The organism is Yersinia frederiksenii ATCC 33641 (genome assembly GCF_000754805.1).
Classification (GTDB): Bacteria; Pseudomonadota; Gammaproteobacteria; order Enterobacterales; family Enterobacteriaceae; genus Yersinia; species Yersinia frederiksenii.
Map to the genome: position 1 here is coordinate 2,810,139 of NZ_KN150731.1, position 21,117 is coordinate 2,831,255.

Sequence of the window (21,117 nt, forward strand, 5' to 3'; positions counted from 1 at the left end):
ATAGTTATATTTAAATACATTATGGAGTTGATATGAATAAGTTATTATTGTCATATTTATTTATTATAATATACTCAGCAAGCACCAATGCTATTGTAGACTTATCGAATAGACCAATAGAGGAACTAATCCATTTATCAGGAAAAAAACATCTTCCTGCCTGTTTCTACTCTGAAGATAATTTTCAAGGTGAATACTTTTGTTTAATTGCTCCTGAAATGATAGACCTCTATAATACAGAAGATAAACATTTTAACGATAAAATCACTTCAATCAGCATTCCCCAAGACGTGCAAGTCACAGTTTATAAAAATGATAGCTTTAATTCACCTCATTATAATTTAACAGAGTCAGCCAATTTAGCTGAGCTAGAAAAGATAGATATGGCAGGAAATATTAGTGCAATCAAGGCGTTTGAATCCCCGTTTTTTTGTGCACAAGACTGTGTAGTCATTAAAGAAAACAAAATAAAATTAGACAATATTTTTGGTCACTACCCTGACCTATTTGGTGATATCAATAATTTTGTACTCACTAATGTTAACATCAATAAAAATAGCAATTTTAGTGTCAGTTTCATGGCCTATCCACAGGTTGTCATTATTGGAAAAGATTTATTTTTCTATACTACAGAAAATCGTGAACCACTCCACATGAAGTTAAATGATAATACCGATAATCTATCTTTATTGTTCAAATTAAATGGTCATCAACTTCAATTTCAATATCTTGAAGCTAAAGCGACTATGCCACTCAATATCCCATTCTGGATTAACACTAAATATTCACCTGAAGATGCAGCAGAGTTATATATTACTAATGGCGTCTCCGATAATGATCAAGGCCTACCACCAGAAGACACCTCACCTTTAATACTGAACAAAACAATAATGGCTATCAATAAACATTCTCATCGCGACAAACGAGGAACATTGGGGATCGTTGGCTGTATCGGTATCCCGCTGTTGGCAATATATAATTATGTGGTTCATGGCCACTGTAATCAACTCGATAAATTAGTGGGAATAAATGAATTTTCTCACTCCGATGGCGCAGGAAAAACTTTGGTTGTGGCCGGTACAGCTCCTCTATTGCCTGTGCCAGAAGAAGACTCCGATTCTTCATTAGATAATCCCGCTCCATCGATGTTGGTATTAACCCATCTGAATACCAACATGCATGACCAGGCACTCACTCTACCGGCTGCGGCACAAACCTGCAAAACCACTCTGGAGGCTACTCTCTCCGCCCGCTATCCACGTCAGACTGGCATTCGCTGTGGGTCCAGATTATCTAATCTATTGGCAGATTTCACGTTGCTGTTTGGTGGAGGCATAGTAGATTGGACCATCGATAATTTAGCCCGTGTTGTACAACAAATTAATGAGCACGGTACCACCGGTTATGCTGGCTCTGATCAGGAGACCGAGGATCGATTAGTTAGAGGCGTTCAAGATGCAATAAATATTGTAGGTATCGAACCGTTAATAGAAATGCTGATGGAGGCTTTCAATTACACAATATTAAACTATGCACTTTATTTAATATTCAATGAAAGTCAGGAGACTCTGGCCTCCCCTCAAGTTGCGCAAGACTTACCATTAGGTGATTATATTTTACCTTTAGAGCATTACACTCATCCAGCTGAGCCTCCTGCCCCCCGAATTAGAGATAATGACCAATGGTTCACGCCAGAAGGCCTCTATTTTGAAATAACCGTTATTCCAGGCGGCGATCAGGATATTTCGACCAACCTAACTAATGAAATAGCTGAAGTTACTAATAACTGGCATCGGACTTATAGTGAAACTGCATATGAATCGGATCACGATGGTGCCCCTTTAACCAGCAGAGATAGGACAATTTATGCCGCCAGAGCCACGAGCCATATGTTATCTAATCTTTTACAGGATAATACGAGTAACTATCAATTTGTAGTTGTTAAGCTCAAAGGCAAAATCATCAGTGTATTAGCATCCCGTAATGACGATAATGGTGAGGATAGCTATATTAGCTTTTCGGTCACGGATCCACGTTATGTATTACACCCACAAGAAAATGGCAGTGTCCGTGGAGCCGGATCGGCTGCAGTAAGAGAACTGGCTCGCTATCTTAAAGAAAAAGGTAAAAAAACACTAAGGTCTCAAGTCATTTCACAACCCTCAGCCATTGTTAAAAAGAAACTGGGTTTCCATCACCAGGAACTTTGACATTCACTATTCAGAAAATTCATCTCAATTAATTATGGTGATATATATGAATAAAATATTATTACTACCTTTGCTTTTCATAGCATACACAGAAAATACAACCGCAGAAAACATTAACAAGATTATTGATTTATCTCAAAAATCAATAGAGGAACTATTATATTTATCAGGAAAAAAACACCTTCCCGCTTGTTTCTATTCTGAAGATAACTTTAGAGGTCGATATTACTGTCTGGCGGCACCTGAAATGATAGATCTCTATAATATAGAAGATAAACATCTTAATGATCAAATATCGTCGATTGATATCCCCAAAGGAGTACAAGTCACAATTTATGAAAATGATAATTTCAATTCACCCTATTATAATTTATCAGAATAAATTCATTTATCAGACCTAGAGAAAATAGGCATGGCAGGGAAAATCAGTGCCATAAAAGCCCTTGGCTCCCCCGTTTTTTGTGCACAAAACTGTGTTGTCATTAAAGAAAACACAATAAAGTTAAATAATATATTCGGCCAGTATTCTGCCGTATTTGGTGACATCAATAACTTTGTACTCATCAATGTTGATATCAATAATGATAGCAACTTTTCTGTGGGTTTTATGGCCTATCCACAAGTTGTTATTATTGGAAAAGATTTATTCTTTTATACCACTGAAAAACGTGAACCACTCCATATGAAATTAAATGATAAAGCCAATAATTTATCTTTATTATTCAAATTAAACGATGGTCAACTTCAGTTTCAATATGTGGAAGCTAAAGGTACTGAATCACTCAATACCCCATTTTGGATTAGTGGATATTCGTCCGATGATGCAACAAATTTATACATCACAAATGGTATATCCAAGTATGACCAAGACTCCTCTCAGCAAAACCTCAATCCATTAATATTGAACAAAACGATAATGGCCATCAATAAGCACTCTCACCGCAATAAACGGGGAGCTTTAGGGATAGCGGGCTGTATCGGTATTCCCCTGTTGGCAATTTACAATTATGTCGTTCATGGGCGCTGCAATCAGCTCGATAAACTGGTGGGAATCAACGAGTTTTCAAACTCAGACGGGGCAGGAAAAACACTGGTTGTGGCAAGCTCAGCCACTCCGCTACCGCAGCCAGAACAAGATGCTAGCCCCCCATTAGACAGCCCGCCCCCACCAAGGTTGGTATTAACCCATCTCGATACAAACCTGCATAATCAGGCTCTCACCCTGCCAGCAGCGGCAAAAGCCTGTAACACCTCAATAGAAAATATTCTCTCCACTCGCTATCCGCGCCAAACACAACCATCAGCATCACATTGTGGCCGTTGGGTTTCCGAGGTGATGGCCGATTTTATTCTGCTGTTTGGTTCTCAGCTAAGTGCCTGGACAACAGATTATTTCCGTCAAATGGTAACCGGCATCCTCAGTACAGGAAATATTGAGCTTCCACCGTTTGACGCTAATTATCGTCAATTAGCCACTGCGGCCATAGAGCAGCACCCTGATGCTACCCAACGATTAATAACCAACATTCAATCACAAGATATTACTCAGGAAGATACTTCCCATATTTTCCGTCCACTCATCCAAGCCTTTAATCACACCCAACTGAATTCTGCCAATTATCAGTTACAGAGCAGCAGTACTTATCCGGTAGCATCCGCCACTCAAGCACAATCATTACCACTGGGTTACTATGAATTGTTATTAACTAACTTTGTTTATCAAGAAACTTTTCCTCGCGTATTTCATAACGGGGAATGGATGACATCAGATACTGGGTTTGAAATACAAATCATCGACGATATTAGTACCATAACGCCAGAGGCTCATGTTCAATTACACACAGTAGTAGAGGAATGGAATAGGACCTATAGGGCATATCAAACAGGAATGAATAGTGAACAGCAGCGTTCCTTCAGAGAAGAATGTAATACCGCATTACCGTGCCCGGCACCAAGGAGTGAAATTGTCTATGCCGGGATTGCACTGAGTTATAGCATGCTGTCAGATCTTGAAAGCCTTCCCCTGGAGCCCAATAATCACTGGGTCATTGTGCGTTACAACCGCCAGATTATTAGTTTGTTAGTGGCTGACAGCGACTATGGCGAGAATAGCCACTATGGTGCGGGTTCTGTTGAAGTTGCTGCATCATTGACCAATCCCAATTATGTGCTTAACCCGGAAAATGAAGGTGCCATAAGAGGTGCCAGCACAGCTGCGTTTATGGCACTAGCCCGATATATGAAAGAGAAAGGGAAAACAAAACTATTTTCTGAAGTGATCACGCAACCGTCAGCCAGAGTGAAACTCAAGCTTGGTTTTTTATATAAAGATGAACTCTAAACCCGCCATTCGGCCATGTATCTAGATGAATTCTTATACATGGCTTTATTTATTCCACAGAGACCCGATATACACAACGGCGGGAACCAGAGAGTATATGCTCAGTTCGTGTAACGGGTGCCTGCAATGCCTGACGAAAGACATCTAATTCTGCTCGGCAAAAACCTTGGCAAACAGTGGCTGCAGCGCAAATGGGGCAATGATTTTCAATCAACAATATCGATCCATCGGCCTGAGTGTGGCTCTCTGCCATATAACCTTCTTGCGATCGAATAGCCACCAGCCTCTTCACCCGTTCATCAATACTCTTAGCCCCTTCCATCGCTAAGCAATACTGCTCGCGAGTTTCATGCTCACGGGTGTCAATCAGCACATTAAGTGCTTCTTCGCCCAATTTGGCACGTACCATTCGCAATAACTGAACCATTAACTCACCATGAGCATCAGGAAAACGGCGATTCGCGCTATCGGTTAGCTGCCAAAGTTGGATCGGCCGCCCGACACCTTTCGCCTGTGCAACGGCAACAACCAACCCTTCTTTGGCTAATTTTACAAATTGTTGGCGTGCGGCCTCCCCCGTAGTTCCCAGAACCTTACCGGCATCGGTGGCTTGCAATGGGCCACGAGTTTTCAACAGCAGAAGCAGCCGCTCAGCAACAGATTGCGGCTGACTGGTTGAATGGTCGATATTCATATCTTCCCCAGTGTCGTTGGTGCGTTTTTATATTTCTGATGAATTATTGCTAGCATAACATTTAACAAGCATATACTTGACTTATTGTTGGTAACTGGCCTAATTTATTCCAAGAATTTACTTGTTTAACTTTACCGTAACAACAATCTCAACTCAATAACCAGATTTCTGACAGGATGGAAACGTGATAATGAATGATGCAAGCCGATGGAGTGATTTGTTCTCCGGTAAAAATGCGGCTTTTGCTATAGCCCTGTCGGGTGGTGTTGTCTTACATGCCATCAATATCTATATCGCTACCACCATTTTGCCCTCCGTGGTGCTAGAGATTAATGGCCTGAATCTCTACGCCTGGAATACCACCCTATTTGTCACTGCTTCAATCCTTGGTTCAGCACTTTCAGCTCGATTACTCAGTGGCTACGGTGCTCGCAGCGCATACTTATTTGCCTCATTGACCTTTATGCTGGGCAGTGCCCTTTGTGCCATGGCACCGAATATGCCATTGATGTTAGTTGGCCGCACGGTGCAAGGTTTGGGGGGTGGTTTTCTGTTCGCCCTCTCTTACGCCATGATTAATCTGGTATTTCCACAATCATTATGGCCAAGGGCGATGGCGCTTATTTCGGGAATGTGGGGGGTGGCAACGCTTATTGGCCCAGCAATTGGCGGTATATTTGCTGAAATGAACGCCTGGCGTTTTGCTTTTTGGACATTACTGCCGATCACTCTGATTTATGCCATTTTTACCTGGCGTATCCTGCCAGCAGGCAAGTCCAGCACCGCCGTCACCTCAGCCTTACCGGTGACCCAACTGGTGCTATTAACCGCGATTGTGCTGACCATTTCCGCCAGCAGCATTGCCAGTAGTGGTCTGACGAATTTGGTAGGAATGGTGTTAGCCATCTTGCTGCTGGTGCTGCTATTGCGCATTGAATCTCGTGCAACTTCACGTTTATTGCCCAGAGGGGCATTACGGCTTAATTCTCCCTTGGCGGCTCTCTATATCACCGTTTCTTTACTGGCTATCGGTATCACTTGCGAGATTTTCGTCCCCTATTTCTTGCAAACACTACACGGTCAGTCACCGCTAATTTCGGGCTATATTGCGGCCACCATGGCCGCAGGCTGGACGATTTCAGAAGTGATGAGTGCGGGGTGGAAAAAGTCAGGTATTCGCTGGGCGATTATCAGCGGCCCAATTATTGTGCTGGCGGGGATCGTGGCACTGTCTATTCTGATGCCAATCAGCTCACTGGGTAGCTGGCAGCAGATGGCACCGATTGCCATTGCGCTTACCCTAGTTGGCTTTGGTATTGGTTTTGGCTGGCCACACCTATTGACCCGTATTTTGCAAGTTGCCGCCGAAGAAGATAAAGATATTGCCGGGGCTTCCATTACCACAGTACAGATGTTTGCAACTGCGGTGGGAGCAGCCCTCGCCGGTATGGTGGCTAACCTCTCGGGCCTCAATGAACCCGGTGGTATCGCCGGCGCAGAAAATACCGCGCACTGGCTCTTCACCCTGTATACCATTGCGCCAGCACTGGCGATTATCACTGCGCTACGTTGCGCGGCTATTCGGTCTCAGGCACTGTCGGTTAATACTGCGAGTTAATAACATTGCCAGCAGTAAAACTAAAACACCAATCTGTGCAAGCAAGTTGGTGTTTTCATTCGCTGTAACATTATCAGGGTGATTAGCGCTTGATCCCATCGTAGTGATCACTGTTATGCTGGCTTTAGATCTCACCTATCTGGAGATGTGACTTGTGATGAAGCCTTCCATTGTGCTGTACAAAAGTATTCCCACCGATCTGTACCAACGTTTAGCGCAACATTTTACTGTAAACAGTTTTGATGGTTTAACGCCGGACAATCAACCTGAACTCTTATCTGCCCTACAACAGGCAGAGGGGCTTATTGGTTCTGGTGGCAAGATTGATTCGGATTTTTTGCAATTAGCGCCACACTTGCGCGCGGCCTCAACCATTTCTGTTGGCTATGATAATTTTGATGTGGAAGCCCTAAATCAACGGGGAATTGCCTTGATGCACACCCCCACTGTGCTCACCGAAACCGTCGCTGACACCATGATGGCATTGGTGTTGTCTACTGCACGTCGCGTGGTTGAGCTGTCGGAGCGAGTGAAAGCTGGTGAGTGGCAGGAAAGTGTTGGTGATGACTGGTATGGTGTTGATGTTCATCACAAAACGATTGGCATCCTTGGCATGGGCCGTATTGGTATGGCTCTGGCTCAGCGCGCACACTTTGGTTTTAGTATGCCGGTGTTATACACCAGCCGACGTCCACATGAAGAAGCTGAAAAGCGCTTTGGTGCTCGCCGCTGTTCGCTGGATGACTTACTGGCTGAAGTCGATTTTCTCTGTATTACCTTGCCGATGACCGAGCAGACTTATCATATGATTAGCCGCGAGCAACTGGCTAAAATGAAGCCCAGCGCCATTCTGATCAATGCGGGCCGTGGGCCGGTAGTGGATGAGCAGGCGCTGATTGCCGCCCTGCAAGATGGCACCATTCATGCCGCCGGGCTGGATGTATTTGAGCAAGAACCACTGCCAGTGGAATCGCCATTACTCAAGTTACGCAATGTGGTTGCCGTGCCACATATTGGTTCCGCGACCACCGAGACTCGCTACAACATGGCAGCTTGCGCGGTGGATAACCTGATTACGGCACTGACCGGCACGGTGACAGAAAACTGCGTCAATCCGCAGGTGTTAAAAAAGTAATAAGTTAAAGAAATCCGCCTACTGGCCTGCAAGCAGGCCAAACTCCCCTCATCCACCCTCCTCCTCCCTGCAAAAATTGCTCAGGGATGAGGCTATTTATTCACCCGTCGGCACACTGCTACTGATAAAACTTTATCTGTTCTCAGACCCAAGGAAGAAGCGCCATGAAATATTTTGGGCTCCCTTTGCTACTCTTGATTCCACCAGCAGCAATGGCGAACTGGTCACTACAGCATTTCCCAACATTTACTGAACAAGATAGCGGTGTTTTCGTTAGCAGCAGCGCCCTCACCAAAGGTGAATATCCACTCAAGTTTTATCAAGATAAACAGTGCTGGCAGCCCACCGGACCAGTAAAACTGAATCAGACCTTTTCATTACAACCTTGCCAGAATCAGGCCGACATCCAATGGCGACTGTTCCGTGATGGTCAGTATCAGGCGCGGATTGATACTCGCAGCGGCACCCCAACTCTGACCTTAACTCTCAAAGAACCGGTAGCAGAAGCCGTCAGTGTTGTGACACACAGTTGCCAGCGCTGGGATGGCAAACCCGTGACCATTAATGTGAGCAAAACTTTCGCTGAAGGTGAAATGGTACGAGATTTCTACTCCGGCCAAATAACCAAAGTCTCCCTCGGTAAAATCACCCTCCAGCCCAGCCCGGAGAGTGGTGGCTTACTACTGCTGGAATCAGCACAAACCCAGCAAGCGGCCCCATTCAGTTGGCAGAATGCTACTGTCTATTTTGCGCTGACCGATCGCTTCAAAAATGGTAATCCGGCGAATGATCACAGCTATGGCCGCCATGGTGATGGAATGCAAGAAATCGGCACCTTCCATGGTGGTGACCTTGCCGGGCTCACTGAGAAACTTGATTATTTGCAACAGCTTGGTGTCAATGCGCTGTGGATAAGCTCGCCGCTGGAACAAATACACGGCTGGGTCGGCGGCGGCACCAAAGGTGACTTCCCCCATTATGCTTACCACGGCTATTACGGGTTAGATTGGACGCGCCTGGATGCCAATATGGGCACCGAGCAAGATCTGCATAAGCTGGTTGAACAGGCCCATAAACGCGGTATCCGCATTCTATTTGATGTTGTAATGAATCATGTCGGATACGCCACTTTGGCAGATATGCAGAGCTACCAGTTTGGCGCGCTTTATCTACCAGGCGATCAATTAGAAAAAACACTGGGTAAAAATTGGACCAACTGGACGCCAGGCACAGGGCAGACTTGGCATAGTTTCAACGATTATATTAATTTTGGTGATAAAGCAGCTTGGGACAACTGGTGGGGCAATAAGTGGATCCGCACTGATATTGGCGACTATGACGCCCCCGGCTATGACGATCTGACCATGTCGTTAGCTTTCCTGCCGGACATTAAAACAGAATCAACCCAACCCAGTGGGTTGCCGGTATTTTATCGTAATAAGCCGGATACTGCTGCGAGGGAAATTCCCGGCGCGACACCACGTGATTACCTCACTCAGTGGTTAAGTCAATGGATTCGTGATTATGGTATTGACGGTTTTCGGGTTGATACCGCCAAACATGTTGAGAAGCCCGCCTGGCAACAACTTAAGCAGCAATCCACCGCCGCACTGGCCGCATGGAAAGCCGCTCACCCTGAGCAGGCACTGGATAACTTACCGTTCTGGATGACGGGAGAGGCTTGGGGCCATGGGGTGATGAAAAGTGATTACTACCAAAATGGCTTCGATGCCATGATTAACTTTGATTTTCAGGATCAGGCAAAACAGGCGCTAACATGCTTCTCATCTATTGACGTCACTTATCAGCAAATGGCCGATAAACTGCAAGGTTTCAATGTGTTGAGTTACATATCATCCCATGATACTCGGTTATTTTTTAAAGATGATGCACAAGAATCGTTGCTGAAACAGCAGCGAGCGGGCGATCTGCTGCTGCTGGCACCGGGAGCCGTGCAAATCTTCTATGGCGATGAAAGTGGGCGAGATTTTGGTCCAACCGGCTCAGACCCCTTGCAAGGCACGCGTTCAGATATGAACTGGAATGAACTGTCAGGTGCAAAAGGTGGGTTATTGGCGCATTGGCAAAAAGTCAGCCAGTTCCGTGCACGCCATCCCGCCATTGGGGCTGGCGTGCAACAATCTCAACAAACTGCTGATTACTATGCCTTTAGTCGCCAACATCAGGGCGATAAAGTGTTGGTCGTTTGGGTCGGAGACAAAAAAGAGTAACCTAGCGTATTATTCCGCAATAACACTTCCTGCCGCTATTTTTACGCGGCAGGAAGAAATCTTTCCGCATTGCACCCGCTTTTATCTGCGAGTATGGTACTTGTTCACTTACGGATAACAATAAATTTTCATTTATGAAGTTTTCACTTTTCGGCGACAAATTTACCCGCTACGCGGGCATTACCAGACTGATGGACGACCTCAATGACGGCTTGAGAACCCCCGGTTCTATCATGCTCGGCGGCGGTAATCCGGCACATATCCCAGAGATGGATGCTTACTTCCAGCAACTGTGTCAGGAGATGCTGGAGCGTGGGCAGTTGACCGAGGCGCTATGTAATTATGACGGGCCACAGGGCAAAGATTTATTGCTAAAATCACTGGCAAAAATGCTGCGTGATGAGCTGGGTTGGCAAATTGAGCCACAGAACATTGCACTGACAAATGGTAGTCAAAGTGCATTTTTCTACTTATTTAATTTATTCGCTGGCCGCTATGCTGATGGTAGCCGCCGTCGGGTATTGTTCCCACTGGCGCCAGAGTATCTCGGTTACGCTGATGCAGGTCTGGATGAAGATTTATTTGTCTCTGCCAAACCCAATATTGAGTTACTGCCAGAAGGCCAATTCAAATATCACGTCGATTTTGAGCACCTCAATATTACCGACGATATTGGTCTGATCTGCGTTTCACGGCCGACCAATCCGACCGGTAATGTCATTACTGACGAAGAGTTAATCCGCCTTGATGCTATTGCTCAACAGCGAAATATTCCGCTATTGATTGATAACGCCTATGGTGTGCCTTTCCCCGGCATCATCTTCACCGATGCAACTCCGCTGTGGAACCCGAATATTATCCTATGCATGAGTTTGTCGAAGCTTGGCCTGCCGGGCTCACGCTGTGGGATTGTGATAGCCGATGAAAAAGTGATTTCAGCCATCACCAATATGAATGGCATTATTAGTTTGTCACCGGGCAGCATGGGGCCAGCTATCGCGGCTGAAATGATTGAGCGCGGTGATTTATTACGTTTATCCAACGAGGTAATCCGGCCATTCTATTTTGAACGGGTACAGCAGACCATCGCCATTCTACGTAAGTATTTGCCGCCAGAGCGCTGCCTGATCCACAAGCCAGAGGGGGCTATCTTCCTGTGGTTATGGTTTAAAGATTTGCCGATTAGCACCGAACTGCTCTATCAGCGCCTGAAAAAACGTGGTGTGTTGATGGTGCCCGGTCACTACTTCTTCCCCGGTCTGGGATATGACTGGCCACATACCCATCAATGTATGCGGATGAATTATGTGCCGGAACCGGAGCAGATAGAAAAGGGCGTGGCTATTCTGGCGGAAGAGATTGAGCTGGCGTTTCAGGAAGCGAAGTAATTTCTAACGACATATAGCATGAGGGCCACTGATTAAGTGGCCCTCATGCTACATAACTATCTCATGTAACTTCCCTGCACTACATCGTCGTCCAAAACAACACTGCCAAAATCTGCGGCGACATTATTCGTAAGAACATCGCCAGCGGATAAACTGTTGCATAAGACAATGCCGCCGCACCACTTGTCGGGTGCAGGCCATTAGCAAACGCCAACGCCGGTGGATCGGTCATTGAACCGGCCAGCATGCCGCACAAGGTCAGGTAGTTCATCTTGACCAACATACGCGCCAGAATCCCCACCGTCAGCAAAGGTATCCCGGTTATCATCGCGCCGTAGCCAATCCATGCCAGCCCATCGCCATTCACCAAAGTATTGATAAAATCACCGCCAGACTTCAGCCCGACCACGGATAAGAACAGCACAATCCCCAGTTCACGCAAAGCCAGGTTGGCGCTCGGTGGCATAAACCAATACAGCTTTCCGATACTACCGATACGACCAAGAATTAACGCCACCACTAGCGGGCCACCGGCCAAACCTAAACGCAATGCAGCTGGGAACCCCGGAATAAACAGAGGTATTGATCCTAACAACACCCCCAACCCGACTCCGATGAAAACCGGTAGCATTTGCACTTGTTGCAGTTTCTGTTGTGCGTTACCCACAACCGCAGAGACTGCCTCGATAGCCTCTGGGCGGCCCACCAAATTAAGGATGTCACCGAATTGCAAACTGGCGCTGTTACTGGCAACCAGCTCAATACCGGCACGGTTTAAGCGGGTGATAGCCACGTCATACTTCTGCTTCAGATTAAGGTCACGGATTTTTTTACCCAACACGGCTTCGTTAGTCACGACCACGCGAGCCGTTTGCAGTGCCGTACCAGCAGTAGACAGGGTGACATCCACCTCTTCCCCCACCACCAGCAGCACTTTCTCCAAGGCTTCGCGCTGCCCAACTAAATGCAGATAATCCCCCAGTTCAATGACGGTCGCGGGCAGTGGCACCATCAGCAAATCACCCCGTTTCAGACGGGAACAGACGACGTCATCACTATTTAGCAATGGCACATCCTGTACTGATAAGCCATGCAGGTTAGCGTTACGTACCGCCACATTCATGGTTTGGAGTAATTCACGATTTTGCCCGTGGCTGCTATCAAAATCTTTCGCTTCACGATCGACGTTGATTTTAAAGAACAAACGAATCAGCCACATCACCAGTAAAATGCCACAAATACCAAATGGATAAGCCATGGCATAGCCCATACCCATTTGGCTAACCAACTGTGGTGGTGAGCCTAAATCAGTGAGGATTTGCTGTGCCGCCCCAAGTGCCGGAGTGTTAGTCACTGCCCCTGAAAATACACCCAAAATGATGGGCAGCGGTACAGCGAACAATTTATGGATAATTGCGGTGACTAACCCACCAACAATCACCATCAGAATAGCAAAGCAGTTAAGTCGTAGCCCCGATACCCGCAGTGAGGAGAAGAACCCCGGCCCCACTTGAATACCGATAGTGTAAACAAACAGAATCAGACCAAATTCCTGAATGAAATGCAGCATGTCCCCGTTGAGAACCAACTGATAGGTTTGTGCAAAGTGGCCCACAATAATGCCGCCAAATAGCACCCCGCCGATACCTAACCCCACACCATAGACTTTCCAATTACCGATCCATAACCCCAATACGGCGACTAGCGCCAACATACTGACGGTAAGGGCGATATCACTCATAAATCACTTCCTTGCCTAAGTTTAAAAACCGGTCGGCCAGGTGAAATACTACTCATGTCATACATGGCCTTAAATTCTTACAATTAATAAGGATTCTGTCAGAAGGGGGGGCAATTGAATGTGGGATGCACCACAAAACGCACCGGAGAGCGGGGAATCTCTCCGGTGAAAAAAATTAACAGATAAAAAGCATGATGCTAAAGGACACAACAAGGAGAGGGTAATACTTACCGACACCCCGGAGAGAGGTGCCGGTCATCATAATTACTGCTGTTCAGTTGCAACCGGGTTATCTAATACCTGGTGCTCTTGCGGTGCAGCACTACCGATACGAATGCGCTGTGGTTGCAGCTCTTCTGGCACCTGGCGCAACAGATCAATGTGCAGCAGGCCATTTTCAAACTGAGCATTATCAACATTCAGATGCTCTGCCAGAGTAAAGGTCAATGAGAACTCTTTGCGAACCAGACCTTGATGCAGGTATTCAACCTGTTTTTCCACTGGTGTTGGCTTGCCGCGAACAGTCAAACGCGGACCTTCAACTTCAATATCCAATTCGCTCTGTTTAAAACCGGCCAATGCCAGAGAGATGCGATAGTGGTTATCGTCAGTTTTCTCAATATTGTATGGAGGGAACCCCTGAGAATCCTGACCGCCTTGCATTGAGCTGGCTAATTTATCAAAACCAATCCACTGACGAAGCAAAGGTGACAAATCATAATTACGCATATATAACTCCTTCTTTGAAGCGAGATATTGCCGTTATCTTTCAAGTTGCGGCGTGTTGGCTCTCTTCCCGCATCTTGAAATTTATTAGGCATAACATAATAAACAGTCACGAAATTTCGATATAAAAAACCCTAACGCAAAATACTGACGTTATATTATTTTTCACTATCAATTCGCGACCGGTCGACCCCCGACTACGGCAGGCCGAACTCTGTGTTAATAATGCGAATAACTCACACTATTAAGTAAATTACTTAATTTCAATACGACGTGGTTTTAGACTCTCAGGTACTAACCGCTCAAGATCGATATACAGTAAACCATTCACCAGGTTGGCACCTTTGATTTTAATGTGCTCCGCCAACTGGAATTTCCGCTCGAAATTGCGTTCAGCGATACCTTGATATAAATAAGTTTTCTGTGCTGGCTCACTGGTATGAGAACCACGAACAATCAACAGGTTATCTTGTGTTACGATTTCCAGTTCCGGTTCTGCAAAGCCTGCCACCGCGATAGCAATGCGGTAGTTATTTTCGTCGACTAACTCGACGTTATATGGAGGATAACCGCCATTGCTTTGGTTCTGACCAGATTCTAATAAATTGAACAACCGGTCGAAACCGATAGCTGAACGATATAATGGTGCAAGCTCGGAATTACGCATAAAAACTGCCTCCTAAATATATTAGCAAGGGTGTTATCATATTTTCTATTAAGCCTTCCACCATGGACAGGCTAGTGGTCTGAATACCCTGTCGGCGTATTCTCTCTGACCTAATAATAAAATGGGACCGGTCTTTTTCTTTTCAAGGGCAAAATAAAAAAAATTTTTTGCGGGAAATGTCTCAATCAGACGTTTATTAATCTAATTATTCGATAAATGCGTTGCTATAACTTACACTTAAGTCGATTTAAGCCACAAGATTGAATCTTTAACCATAGGAACTGTCTGTAAGGTGGTATAAAAAGTCATGATAAAACCTGATACTGGTGACGTATTAACCTGTGTAACCTGTTTATCAATATTGGGCCAATTGCGTGATAATCAACCGGTATGATGAGAGCTGAATAAAATAATGAAAAATACAGTTATCCCTTTTGTTACCGGCTGTTCGCTGCTTTTATCCAGCGGGTGCTCCAGTATTATGACGCACACCAGCAGCAGCCAAGGTTATTACTCTGGCACTGAAGCCAATGTGGCCATGCTTAAAGATGACAATACCGGCTGGGCGCTACGCCCCTTACTGGCGGTGGATTTGCCTTTCTCTGCGGTGATGGATACCTTGTTGTTGCCGTATGATTATTTGCGGTCTGACAGTGACGACAAAATGGCCAATTCACCACGTGAGCGCGTCCGCCAATCTGAAGCTGCAAATCAGACGGCAACGGCTCCCCCCCAATAGACAATGCCCTTCTCAGTTACATTCGCAGCGCTCTTACCCGCGTAAAAGCGCTAGCCGATCACTCAGGCACATTTACGGTAAAGATTTGAGTGAATCCGCCAATTTCCCGCATGAATGCAATTTGAGTTCCATTCGGTGAAAATACGACAGCATCCGCCAGTGGCGCCACGGCACTACGGGTAGTTAGCCGCTGTAATTGACCGGTAGTACTATCACACAGCATCACACTGTTATCACTAATAAACGACAAACTATGACCTTGTGGATGCCAGCTAAAAGCGGATTGAATTCCCCACTCAGTGAATGTCAGTTGCCGTGGTTTCCCCCCGTTAGGTGAAACCAACCATAACTGCACGACACCATTATCATCCTTCATCAAACAAGCAATGGCACTGCCGTCAGGTGATGTGCGCAGCCAATGCCGTGGGCTGGTCGCAAGACCGGGGAAACGCCGCTCAGCCGTAAAAGTTATTCGCCGCTGACGCACCCCCATTGGGGGGGCTGGCAGAGTGGTTTTTGTCCCCTCAAGGGGTTCCGCCCCTGCTCGGGCATAATCCCTATCATGCTCAGGTAAATCAACAAGATAGATTTCCGAAATTTTCTCACCTTGAGCTGAAAGTGTATCGCCAATAAATGCCAGCGCCCAACGCTGGCGACGGCCATCTGCTTTTACATAACCCTGTGTTCCCACCCACCCCTCTTCATAAGCCCGGTTTATCTGGTCACTGCCCGCCAGTGGCATAGGTGTGGTGCGAGTCACTAACACACAGAAGTGGCTACCATCATATTCACGAGGATGTTGTTTGGGAGGATTAACTCCATGCAGAGGCAGGGCCACGCCGACATTGCGACAATCCAGAGTGGGATCCCGTTCATGTAACACATGATCGTTATAGGTAAAGCTCAGGCGACTGCCATCAGGGCTGAAAACATGTACATGGCTACCCCCGCGTAATGCGCCGGCAGTATAAGGTGCGCTGATATCCATGGCATCCAGTGTCACCGCCAGTTCCCTATCCGGTTCAGTGACAATCACCCCACGGCGATGATGAAAATCATAATGCCAGTGGCTATCCGGATATTCTGGGCCGTGGATAAAGACATAGCGCGCAGGCTCGTCAGGGCTCACCGTCACCACACCAACATGTGCACCATGCTGGGCACGATAGATAACTTCAATCTCACGAGTTATGCAATTAACCCGCTCAATGGTTAGTCCATTAAATGTACTGCCGTTGGGCCGCACATCATACGCCAGCCATTGACTGTCCGGCGTCCAGACATTGATGTTAGTGAGCTGATGACCTCTGGGAGCAAAGGTGAGCTGTTGTTGGTGAAAGAAAACCTCTTTCTGATTGGCCATCCGATCTCCGGCGATGCAACAAGCTAAATAATTTAGCTAAATTATATCACTAACAAATAAGCAACATACCACCACAAGCAATATCGTATGCTATAGGATGGTATAGGATGGTATAATAATTAAAGCAAAATCAATTTATTAAAATCCATAACAATCAGATTTTATGTAGAAATGATAACTCCGAATAGCTTGATGCCAGCTTAATATGTTATAGATACTAAATTGCTGTACTTACTGGCTTTAACTTACTAATTAATCTTAAAAAACTCACTAAGGAGCATGGTTGTGTCTGCTTTCCATAACTGGCTATCTGATAAATCATCTGGTGAATGGCATATTTATATCAAGCGCCTTTCTGGAAATGATACAGGTGCAACAGGCGGTCACCAAGCCGGGGTCTATATCCCGACAGAAGTGATTGAAAAACAGTTCTCTTCTATCGTACGAACTGATGTAAAAAATCCTGATATTCTTTTACCTGCCAGAATAAGTTCCCATGGAAATATTGAAAGTATAGTTAGGGCTATTTATTACAATAACCGTCATTTTGATGGTACACGTAATGAAAAACGTATTACTCGTTGGGGAAAAGGTAGCCCACTGCTAAATAAAGAAAATACTGGGGCACTGACTGTTTTTGCTTTTCATAGCCAACCCAACAGCATTTGTGATTTCATTGATGTATGGCTATGTAATTCTCTGGTTGAGGAAGAACTACTGGAATCCATGACGGGAGAAATAATCCCAGATTTCTCAGTTTCAGGCCCATCCAATCAGGTTCTTGGTGGTTTTGCTGTAACAAGCGATGATTGGAAGCCCGGTAATTACGCTATTCCAGAAGAATGGTCTGTTGCATTCCCATCAGGAATTGAAATCATCAATTATCTGCCCAAAGTATACCAGTTTAAAAGTCTAAACCCAGATGAACTATTACTTGAAAAACGTGATGCTGAATATTCTTTGTTTCGCCGCATAGAAGAATTACATGTCTTGGAAATAGTAAAAACAGGATTTTCTTCTGTTGATGATTTTATAAGCTTAGCTAACTCAGTAAGTAATCGGCGTAAATCACGAGCAGGGAGATCTTTGGAATTACATCTGGAGAAGATATTTGTTGAAAATAATCTTACTGATTTCGCCACGCAGAGTGTCACTGAAGGTAATAAAAAACCTGATTTTTTATTTCCCTCTGCTGAAGCTTACTATGATATTGAATTTCCTTCAGGGAAATTAAGAATGCTTGCAGTAAAAACTACCTGTAAAGATCGCTGGCGTCAGGCACTCAGTGAGGCAAATCGCATTGATAAAATACATCTTTTTACTCTTCAAGAAGGTGTTTCTGTTAATCAATTTCAGGAAATGAAAGATGCAGGCGTTCAATTAGTGGTTCCTCAACCTCTTCACAAAAAATACCCTGAAGCTATTCGTGATGAGTTGATGTCTCTTTCTGATTTTATTCAGGAAACTAAAAATATGTATAATTATTAGTTAAATAATACGGCCGAATTCTTGTTGTCTTTAACCTGCATTCGGTCAATGGCTTATCATTTGGCTAATGCCTTTCGTATCAATTTGAGCATTGACTTCACTGCTACAGATCCACTCTTCCACTCTCGCTGAAATATCATCATCTGTTAGTTTGTGCTTGCCCCGTAATGCACATTCCCAGATAACTAAAACTTTCCAACCATCAGCTGAGAGGCGCTTTATAACTTCATTATCTCTTTTCACGTTCCCTTGTATTTTGTTACACCAAAAGTCGGTGCGTGTAGTTGGAATCTTAAATAAATGGCAATTATGCTTATGCCAAAAACAGCCATGAACAAATATTATCGCCCGATATTCATCAACAACAAAATCGGGCTTGCCTGGAAGTTTACTAACTTGGGATTTATAAGAAAGCTCTAACTGATCAAGTAATTTAGCTAACTTAACCTCTATGGCCGTGTCTTTTGTTCGGATAGCTCTCATATTTTTACTGCGCGTTTCCGAAGAATGAACATCAGCCATAATAATTAAGCTGCCTTATCTTTTCGTACTTTAACTGCTTTTGCTATAAATGGAGCCAGTAATTGAGCTACAGCAGCAAAAACAGGAACAACGACGGAGTTACCAAATTGCCGGTAAGCCTGTGTATCAGACACAGGAATGCGGAATGATTCTTGACCCGGAATTTCAAACCCCATCAGGCGGGCACACTCTTTTGGGGTAAGTCGGCGAGGGCGATTTGCTTGATTATTTTTATCATCAAAATCCGTTTCCCCTAATGCTTTGTCCCAACCGCGATCAACTAAAATCTCAGAACCATCTTTGTGGTAACGGGCAGATAATGTTCTGGCCACGCTCTCACTGTTTGTTGGGTCAACTAACCCAAATCCAAAGCCGTTGCCTTTCGCCTGATGCTTTTTGGCATAATTATATAAATACTTCCACAAGTGCGGAGTCAGTATGTATTTATCAGCAACAACAGATTCAAGTAATTCGCCAAATTCCGGACGTTTTTCAGGGAAAAACTTATTTATATCTTTTAATGTAAAGTCTTTATCAATATTAAGGTCTTTACGAAAGCCAACTAAAACAATGCGTTCTCTATGTTGGGGCAGGAAATTCTTTCCATCTATGATCTTAGGATCTTGTGAGCCGGCTGCATTTGCATCAGCGACGGAATAACCCAATTCATCAAGCGTATTCATAATAACCCGAAAGGTTTTACCTTTATCGTGGCTTTTTAGATTCTTAACATTCTCAAGTAAAAAGATTGCAGGTTTCTTTGAGGCAATAATTCTGGCGACATCAAAAAATAGTGTGCCTTGCGCTTCACATTCAAAACCATGAGCACGGCCCAGAGAGTTTTTCTTTGAAACACCCGCTAACGAAAATGGTTGGCAAGGAAAACCGGCAAGTAAAACATCATGGTCGGGAATATGCTCATCTATATTTCTATAAGCTTCTTCATCCGATATTTCCGTATTCTCACTTAACGTGATTTCACGTATATCAGAATTGAACCGATGCTCCACTGGATCACAATACCAGTTGGCTTTATATGTGCGTACCGCATAAGGGTTCCATTCGCTGGTAAAAACACACTGCCCGCCAATAGCCTCAAAACCTTTTCGAATGCCACCAATACCTGCAAAGAGATCAATAAAACGAAATTGATAATTAGGATGATTTTTGGGCGGTGAAGGTAGCATTTTCTGTAACATGTCAATTTCAGCCTCGGTTAGAGGCTTTTGTAGGGATTTCCCGTTATACCAGCGATTAAGGGCTTCACGAGTCCACTCACATTTACTGACTTTTCGCAGAACTTCAGCTACCGCTTTTTGATCGTAGATTTCCAACACACGTCGAACAAGCTCTTTATCTTGCTGTAATCTTTTTTGTTCTTTCTGTTGTGCTTGTTCAGCAATCTGATTTGCGATTAAATTCAACTCTTCCATCTTAGGATTGCTCATTCTGGGAATTTTCAATGTAAGAGTATCACTCATTTTACCCAGATGAAAGGATGGCTGTATAAAAAAACAGTAATTCTATTATGAAATCTAACAAAACTACATTCCACACTTCCCTTTTAAATATCGCTGTATTTTTAGAAAAAAAAGTCTAATATGGATTTTTTATTCCAGAAAAAACCAACCTATGCTTAGTCGATACCAGCCAATCGCTGATGCGATTGCCACTCTTTTCTCTCCTTATGCGGAAGTTGCCATACACGATATCGCCAGCCAAAAATTGGTTTATATCGCTAATAACTATTCACAGCGGGAATTAGGGGAAGACTCCAATCTCACTGACCTGCAATTTGACCAACACTCGCAGGTCATCGGTCCGTACCAAAAACGGAACTGGGATGGTAGGCAGTTGCGTTCTATCAGTACCGTGCTGCGGGATGACGATAAACAGCCAGTCGGGTTACTGTGTATCAATCTGGATATTTCTGTTTTTGAAAGCGCTAAAGCAGCGCTGGATGTGTTCCTGTCAGGACATCCATTACAGCCACAACCTGATGTTCTGTTCCAGGATGACTGGCAGGAGCGAATCAATACCTACACCCATCACTGGCTACAACAGCAGCAACTTACATTAGCCACGCTAGACAGTGTCAGCCGCCGTAAGCTCATTGAGGCGCTTTATCAGCAGGGAGCATTTAACGGCAAAAATGCCGCGGGCTATGTCGCAAAGATTCTTAACATTGCCCGAGCAACCGTTTACAACCAGCTGAAAAATATAAAAAATAGCTGAAAAAATTTAAAGGAACCGA

18 protein-coding genes are annotated in these 21,117 nt (G+C 44.8%); 10 read left to right on the plus strand and 8 right to left on the minus strand.

From position 1 onward, the window contains the following. Positions 1–32: 32 nt before the first annotated feature. From DJ58_RS09335 to DJ58_RS09330, 3 genes are read left to right on the plus strand one after another with little or no spacing between them, the layout of a single operon-like run. Complete coding sequence (locus tag DJ58_RS09335; protein WP_032910574.1) at positions 33–2,210, plus strand: GNAT family protein; 2,178 nt, start codon at positions 33–35, stop codon at positions 2,208–2,210. A gap of 46 nt (positions 2,211–2,256) precedes the next feature. After that, entirely contained in the window at positions 2,257–2,592 is a 336-nt protein-coding gene (locus DJ58_RS23905; RefSeq protein ID WP_050413886.1) for a peptidase inhibitor family I36 protein, read from the plus strand. 30 nt (positions 2,593–2,622) lie between these two features. Beyond that, positions 2,623–4,551 (plus strand): hypothetical protein, encoded by a 1,929-nt coding sequence (locus tag DJ58_RS09330; protein WP_004707269.1) that lies wholly within the window; start codon positions 2,623–2,625, stop codon positions 4,549–4,551. Between the two features lie 49 nt (positions 4,552–4,600). Here the strand turns inward: DJ58_RS09330 and DJ58_RS09325 are convergent, their stop codons facing one another. Next, a complete protein-coding gene (locus tag DJ58_RS09325; RefSeq protein ID WP_004707270.1) occupies positions 4,601–5,245 on the minus strand; it encodes a helix-turn-helix transcriptional regulator in 645 nt (214 codons plus the stop codon). A gap of 190 nt (positions 5,246–5,435) precedes the next feature. Between DJ58_RS09325 and DJ58_RS09320 the strand changes: the two genes are divergently transcribed. The 3 genes from DJ58_RS09320 to DJ58_RS09310 all read left to right on the plus strand — a co-directional run bounded on the left by DJ58_RS09320 (position 5,436) and on the right by DJ58_RS09310 (position 10,229). Continuing rightward, a complete protein-coding gene (locus DJ58_RS09320) occupies positions 5,436–6,863 on the plus strand; it encodes an MFS transporter (RefSeq protein WP_004707271.1) in 1,428 nt (475 codons plus the stop codon). Between the two features lie 157 nt (positions 6,864–7,020). After that, positions 7,021–7,998: a glyoxylate/hydroxypyruvate reductase GhrB gene (ghrB, locus tag DJ58_RS09315; protein ID WP_004707272.1), complete on the plus strand. Its 978-nt coding sequence runs from the start codon at positions 7,021–7,023 to the stop codon at positions 7,996–7,998. Positions 7,999–8,162: 164 nt separating this feature from the next. Beyond that, a complete protein-coding gene (locus DJ58_RS09310; protein ID WP_004707273.1) occupies positions 8,163–10,229 on the plus strand; it encodes an alpha-amylase in 2,067 nt (688 codons plus the stop codon). A gap of 1 nt (position 10,230) precedes the next feature. On the opposite strand, the gene DJ58_RS24140 is transcribed toward DJ58_RS09310, so the two are convergent. Next, the gene (locus DJ58_RS24140; RefSeq protein WP_353739736.1) at positions 10,231–10,389 is read right to left on the minus strand and encodes a hypothetical protein; all 159 of its coding nucleotides are present in this window, start codon (positions 10,387–10,389) and stop codon (positions 10,231–10,233) included. On the opposite strand from DJ58_RS24140, the gene DJ58_RS09305 reads away from it, so the two are divergent. Continuing rightward, positions 10,364–11,617, plus strand: coding sequence for a valine--pyruvate transaminase (locus DJ58_RS09305; protein WP_004707274.1), 1,254 nt, complete (start codon positions 10,364–10,366; stop codon positions 11,615–11,617). The two genes, DJ58_RS24140 and DJ58_RS09305, sit on opposite strands and share 26 nt — an antisense overlap. 79 nt (positions 11,618–11,696) lie before the next feature. On the opposite strand, the gene DJ58_RS09300 is transcribed toward DJ58_RS09305, so the two are convergent. The 3 genes from DJ58_RS09300 to ibpA form a co-directional block, all read right to left on the minus strand. Continuing rightward, positions 11,697–13,358: a putative transporter gene (locus DJ58_RS09300; protein WP_004707275.1), complete on the minus strand. Its 1,662-nt coding sequence runs from the start codon at positions 13,356–13,358 to the stop codon at positions 11,697–11,699. A gap of 264 nt (positions 13,359–13,622) precedes the next feature. Then, positions 13,623–14,087, minus strand: coding sequence for a small heat shock chaperone IbpB (gene ibpB / locus DJ58_RS09295; protein WP_004707276.1), 465 nt, complete (start codon positions 14,085–14,087; stop codon positions 13,623–13,625). Positions 14,088–14,337: 250 nt separating this feature from the next. Beyond that, positions 14,338–14,751, minus strand: coding sequence for a small heat shock chaperone IbpA (ibpA, locus tag DJ58_RS09290; RefSeq protein ID WP_004707277.1), 414 nt, complete (start codon positions 14,749–14,751; stop codon positions 14,338–14,340). 412 nt (positions 14,752–15,163) lie between these two features. On the opposite strand from ibpA, the gene DJ58_RS09285 reads away from it, so the two are divergent. Continuing rightward, a complete protein-coding gene (locus DJ58_RS09285) occupies positions 15,164–15,490 on the plus strand; it encodes a YceK/YidQ family lipoprotein (protein WP_004707278.1) in 327 nt (108 codons plus the stop codon). Between the two features lie 58 nt (positions 15,491–15,548). Here the strand turns inward: DJ58_RS09285 and DJ58_RS09280 are convergent, their stop codons facing one another. Further along, positions 15,549–16,853, minus strand: coding sequence for a YidR family protein (locus DJ58_RS09280; RefSeq protein ID WP_032913248.1), 1,305 nt, complete (start codon positions 16,851–16,853; stop codon positions 15,549–15,551). A 279-nt stretch (positions 16,854–17,132) separates the two neighbouring features. On the opposite strand from DJ58_RS09280, the gene DJ58_RS09275 reads away from it, so the two are divergent. After that, positions 17,133–18,341 (plus strand): type II restriction endonuclease, encoded by a 1,209-nt coding sequence (locus tag DJ58_RS09275; protein ID WP_004707281.1) that lies wholly within the window; start codon positions 17,133–17,135, stop codon positions 18,339–18,341. A gap of 45 nt (positions 18,342–18,386) precedes the next feature. On the opposite strand, the gene DJ58_RS09270 is transcribed toward DJ58_RS09275, so the two are convergent. Together DJ58_RS09270 and DJ58_RS09265 are read right to left on the minus strand one after the other, a co-directional pair. Further along, a complete protein-coding gene (locus DJ58_RS09270) occupies positions 18,387–18,863 on the minus strand; it encodes a very short patch repair endonuclease (RefSeq protein WP_004707282.1) in 477 nt (158 codons plus the stop codon). A gap of 5 nt (positions 18,864–18,868) precedes the next feature. After that, positions 18,869–20,296, minus strand: coding sequence for a DNA cytosine methyltransferase (locus DJ58_RS09265; RefSeq protein ID WP_004707283.1), 1,428 nt, complete (start codon positions 20,294–20,296; stop codon positions 18,869–18,871). Positions 20,297–20,495: 199 nt separating this feature from the next. Here DJ58_RS09265 and DJ58_RS09260 point away from each other — a divergent pair, with 199 nt between their 5' ends. Beyond that, a complete protein-coding gene (locus tag DJ58_RS09260; protein WP_004707284.1) occupies positions 20,496–21,098 on the plus strand; it encodes a helix-turn-helix transcriptional regulator in 603 nt (200 codons plus the stop codon). Positions 21,099–21,117: the final 19 nt, after the last annotated feature.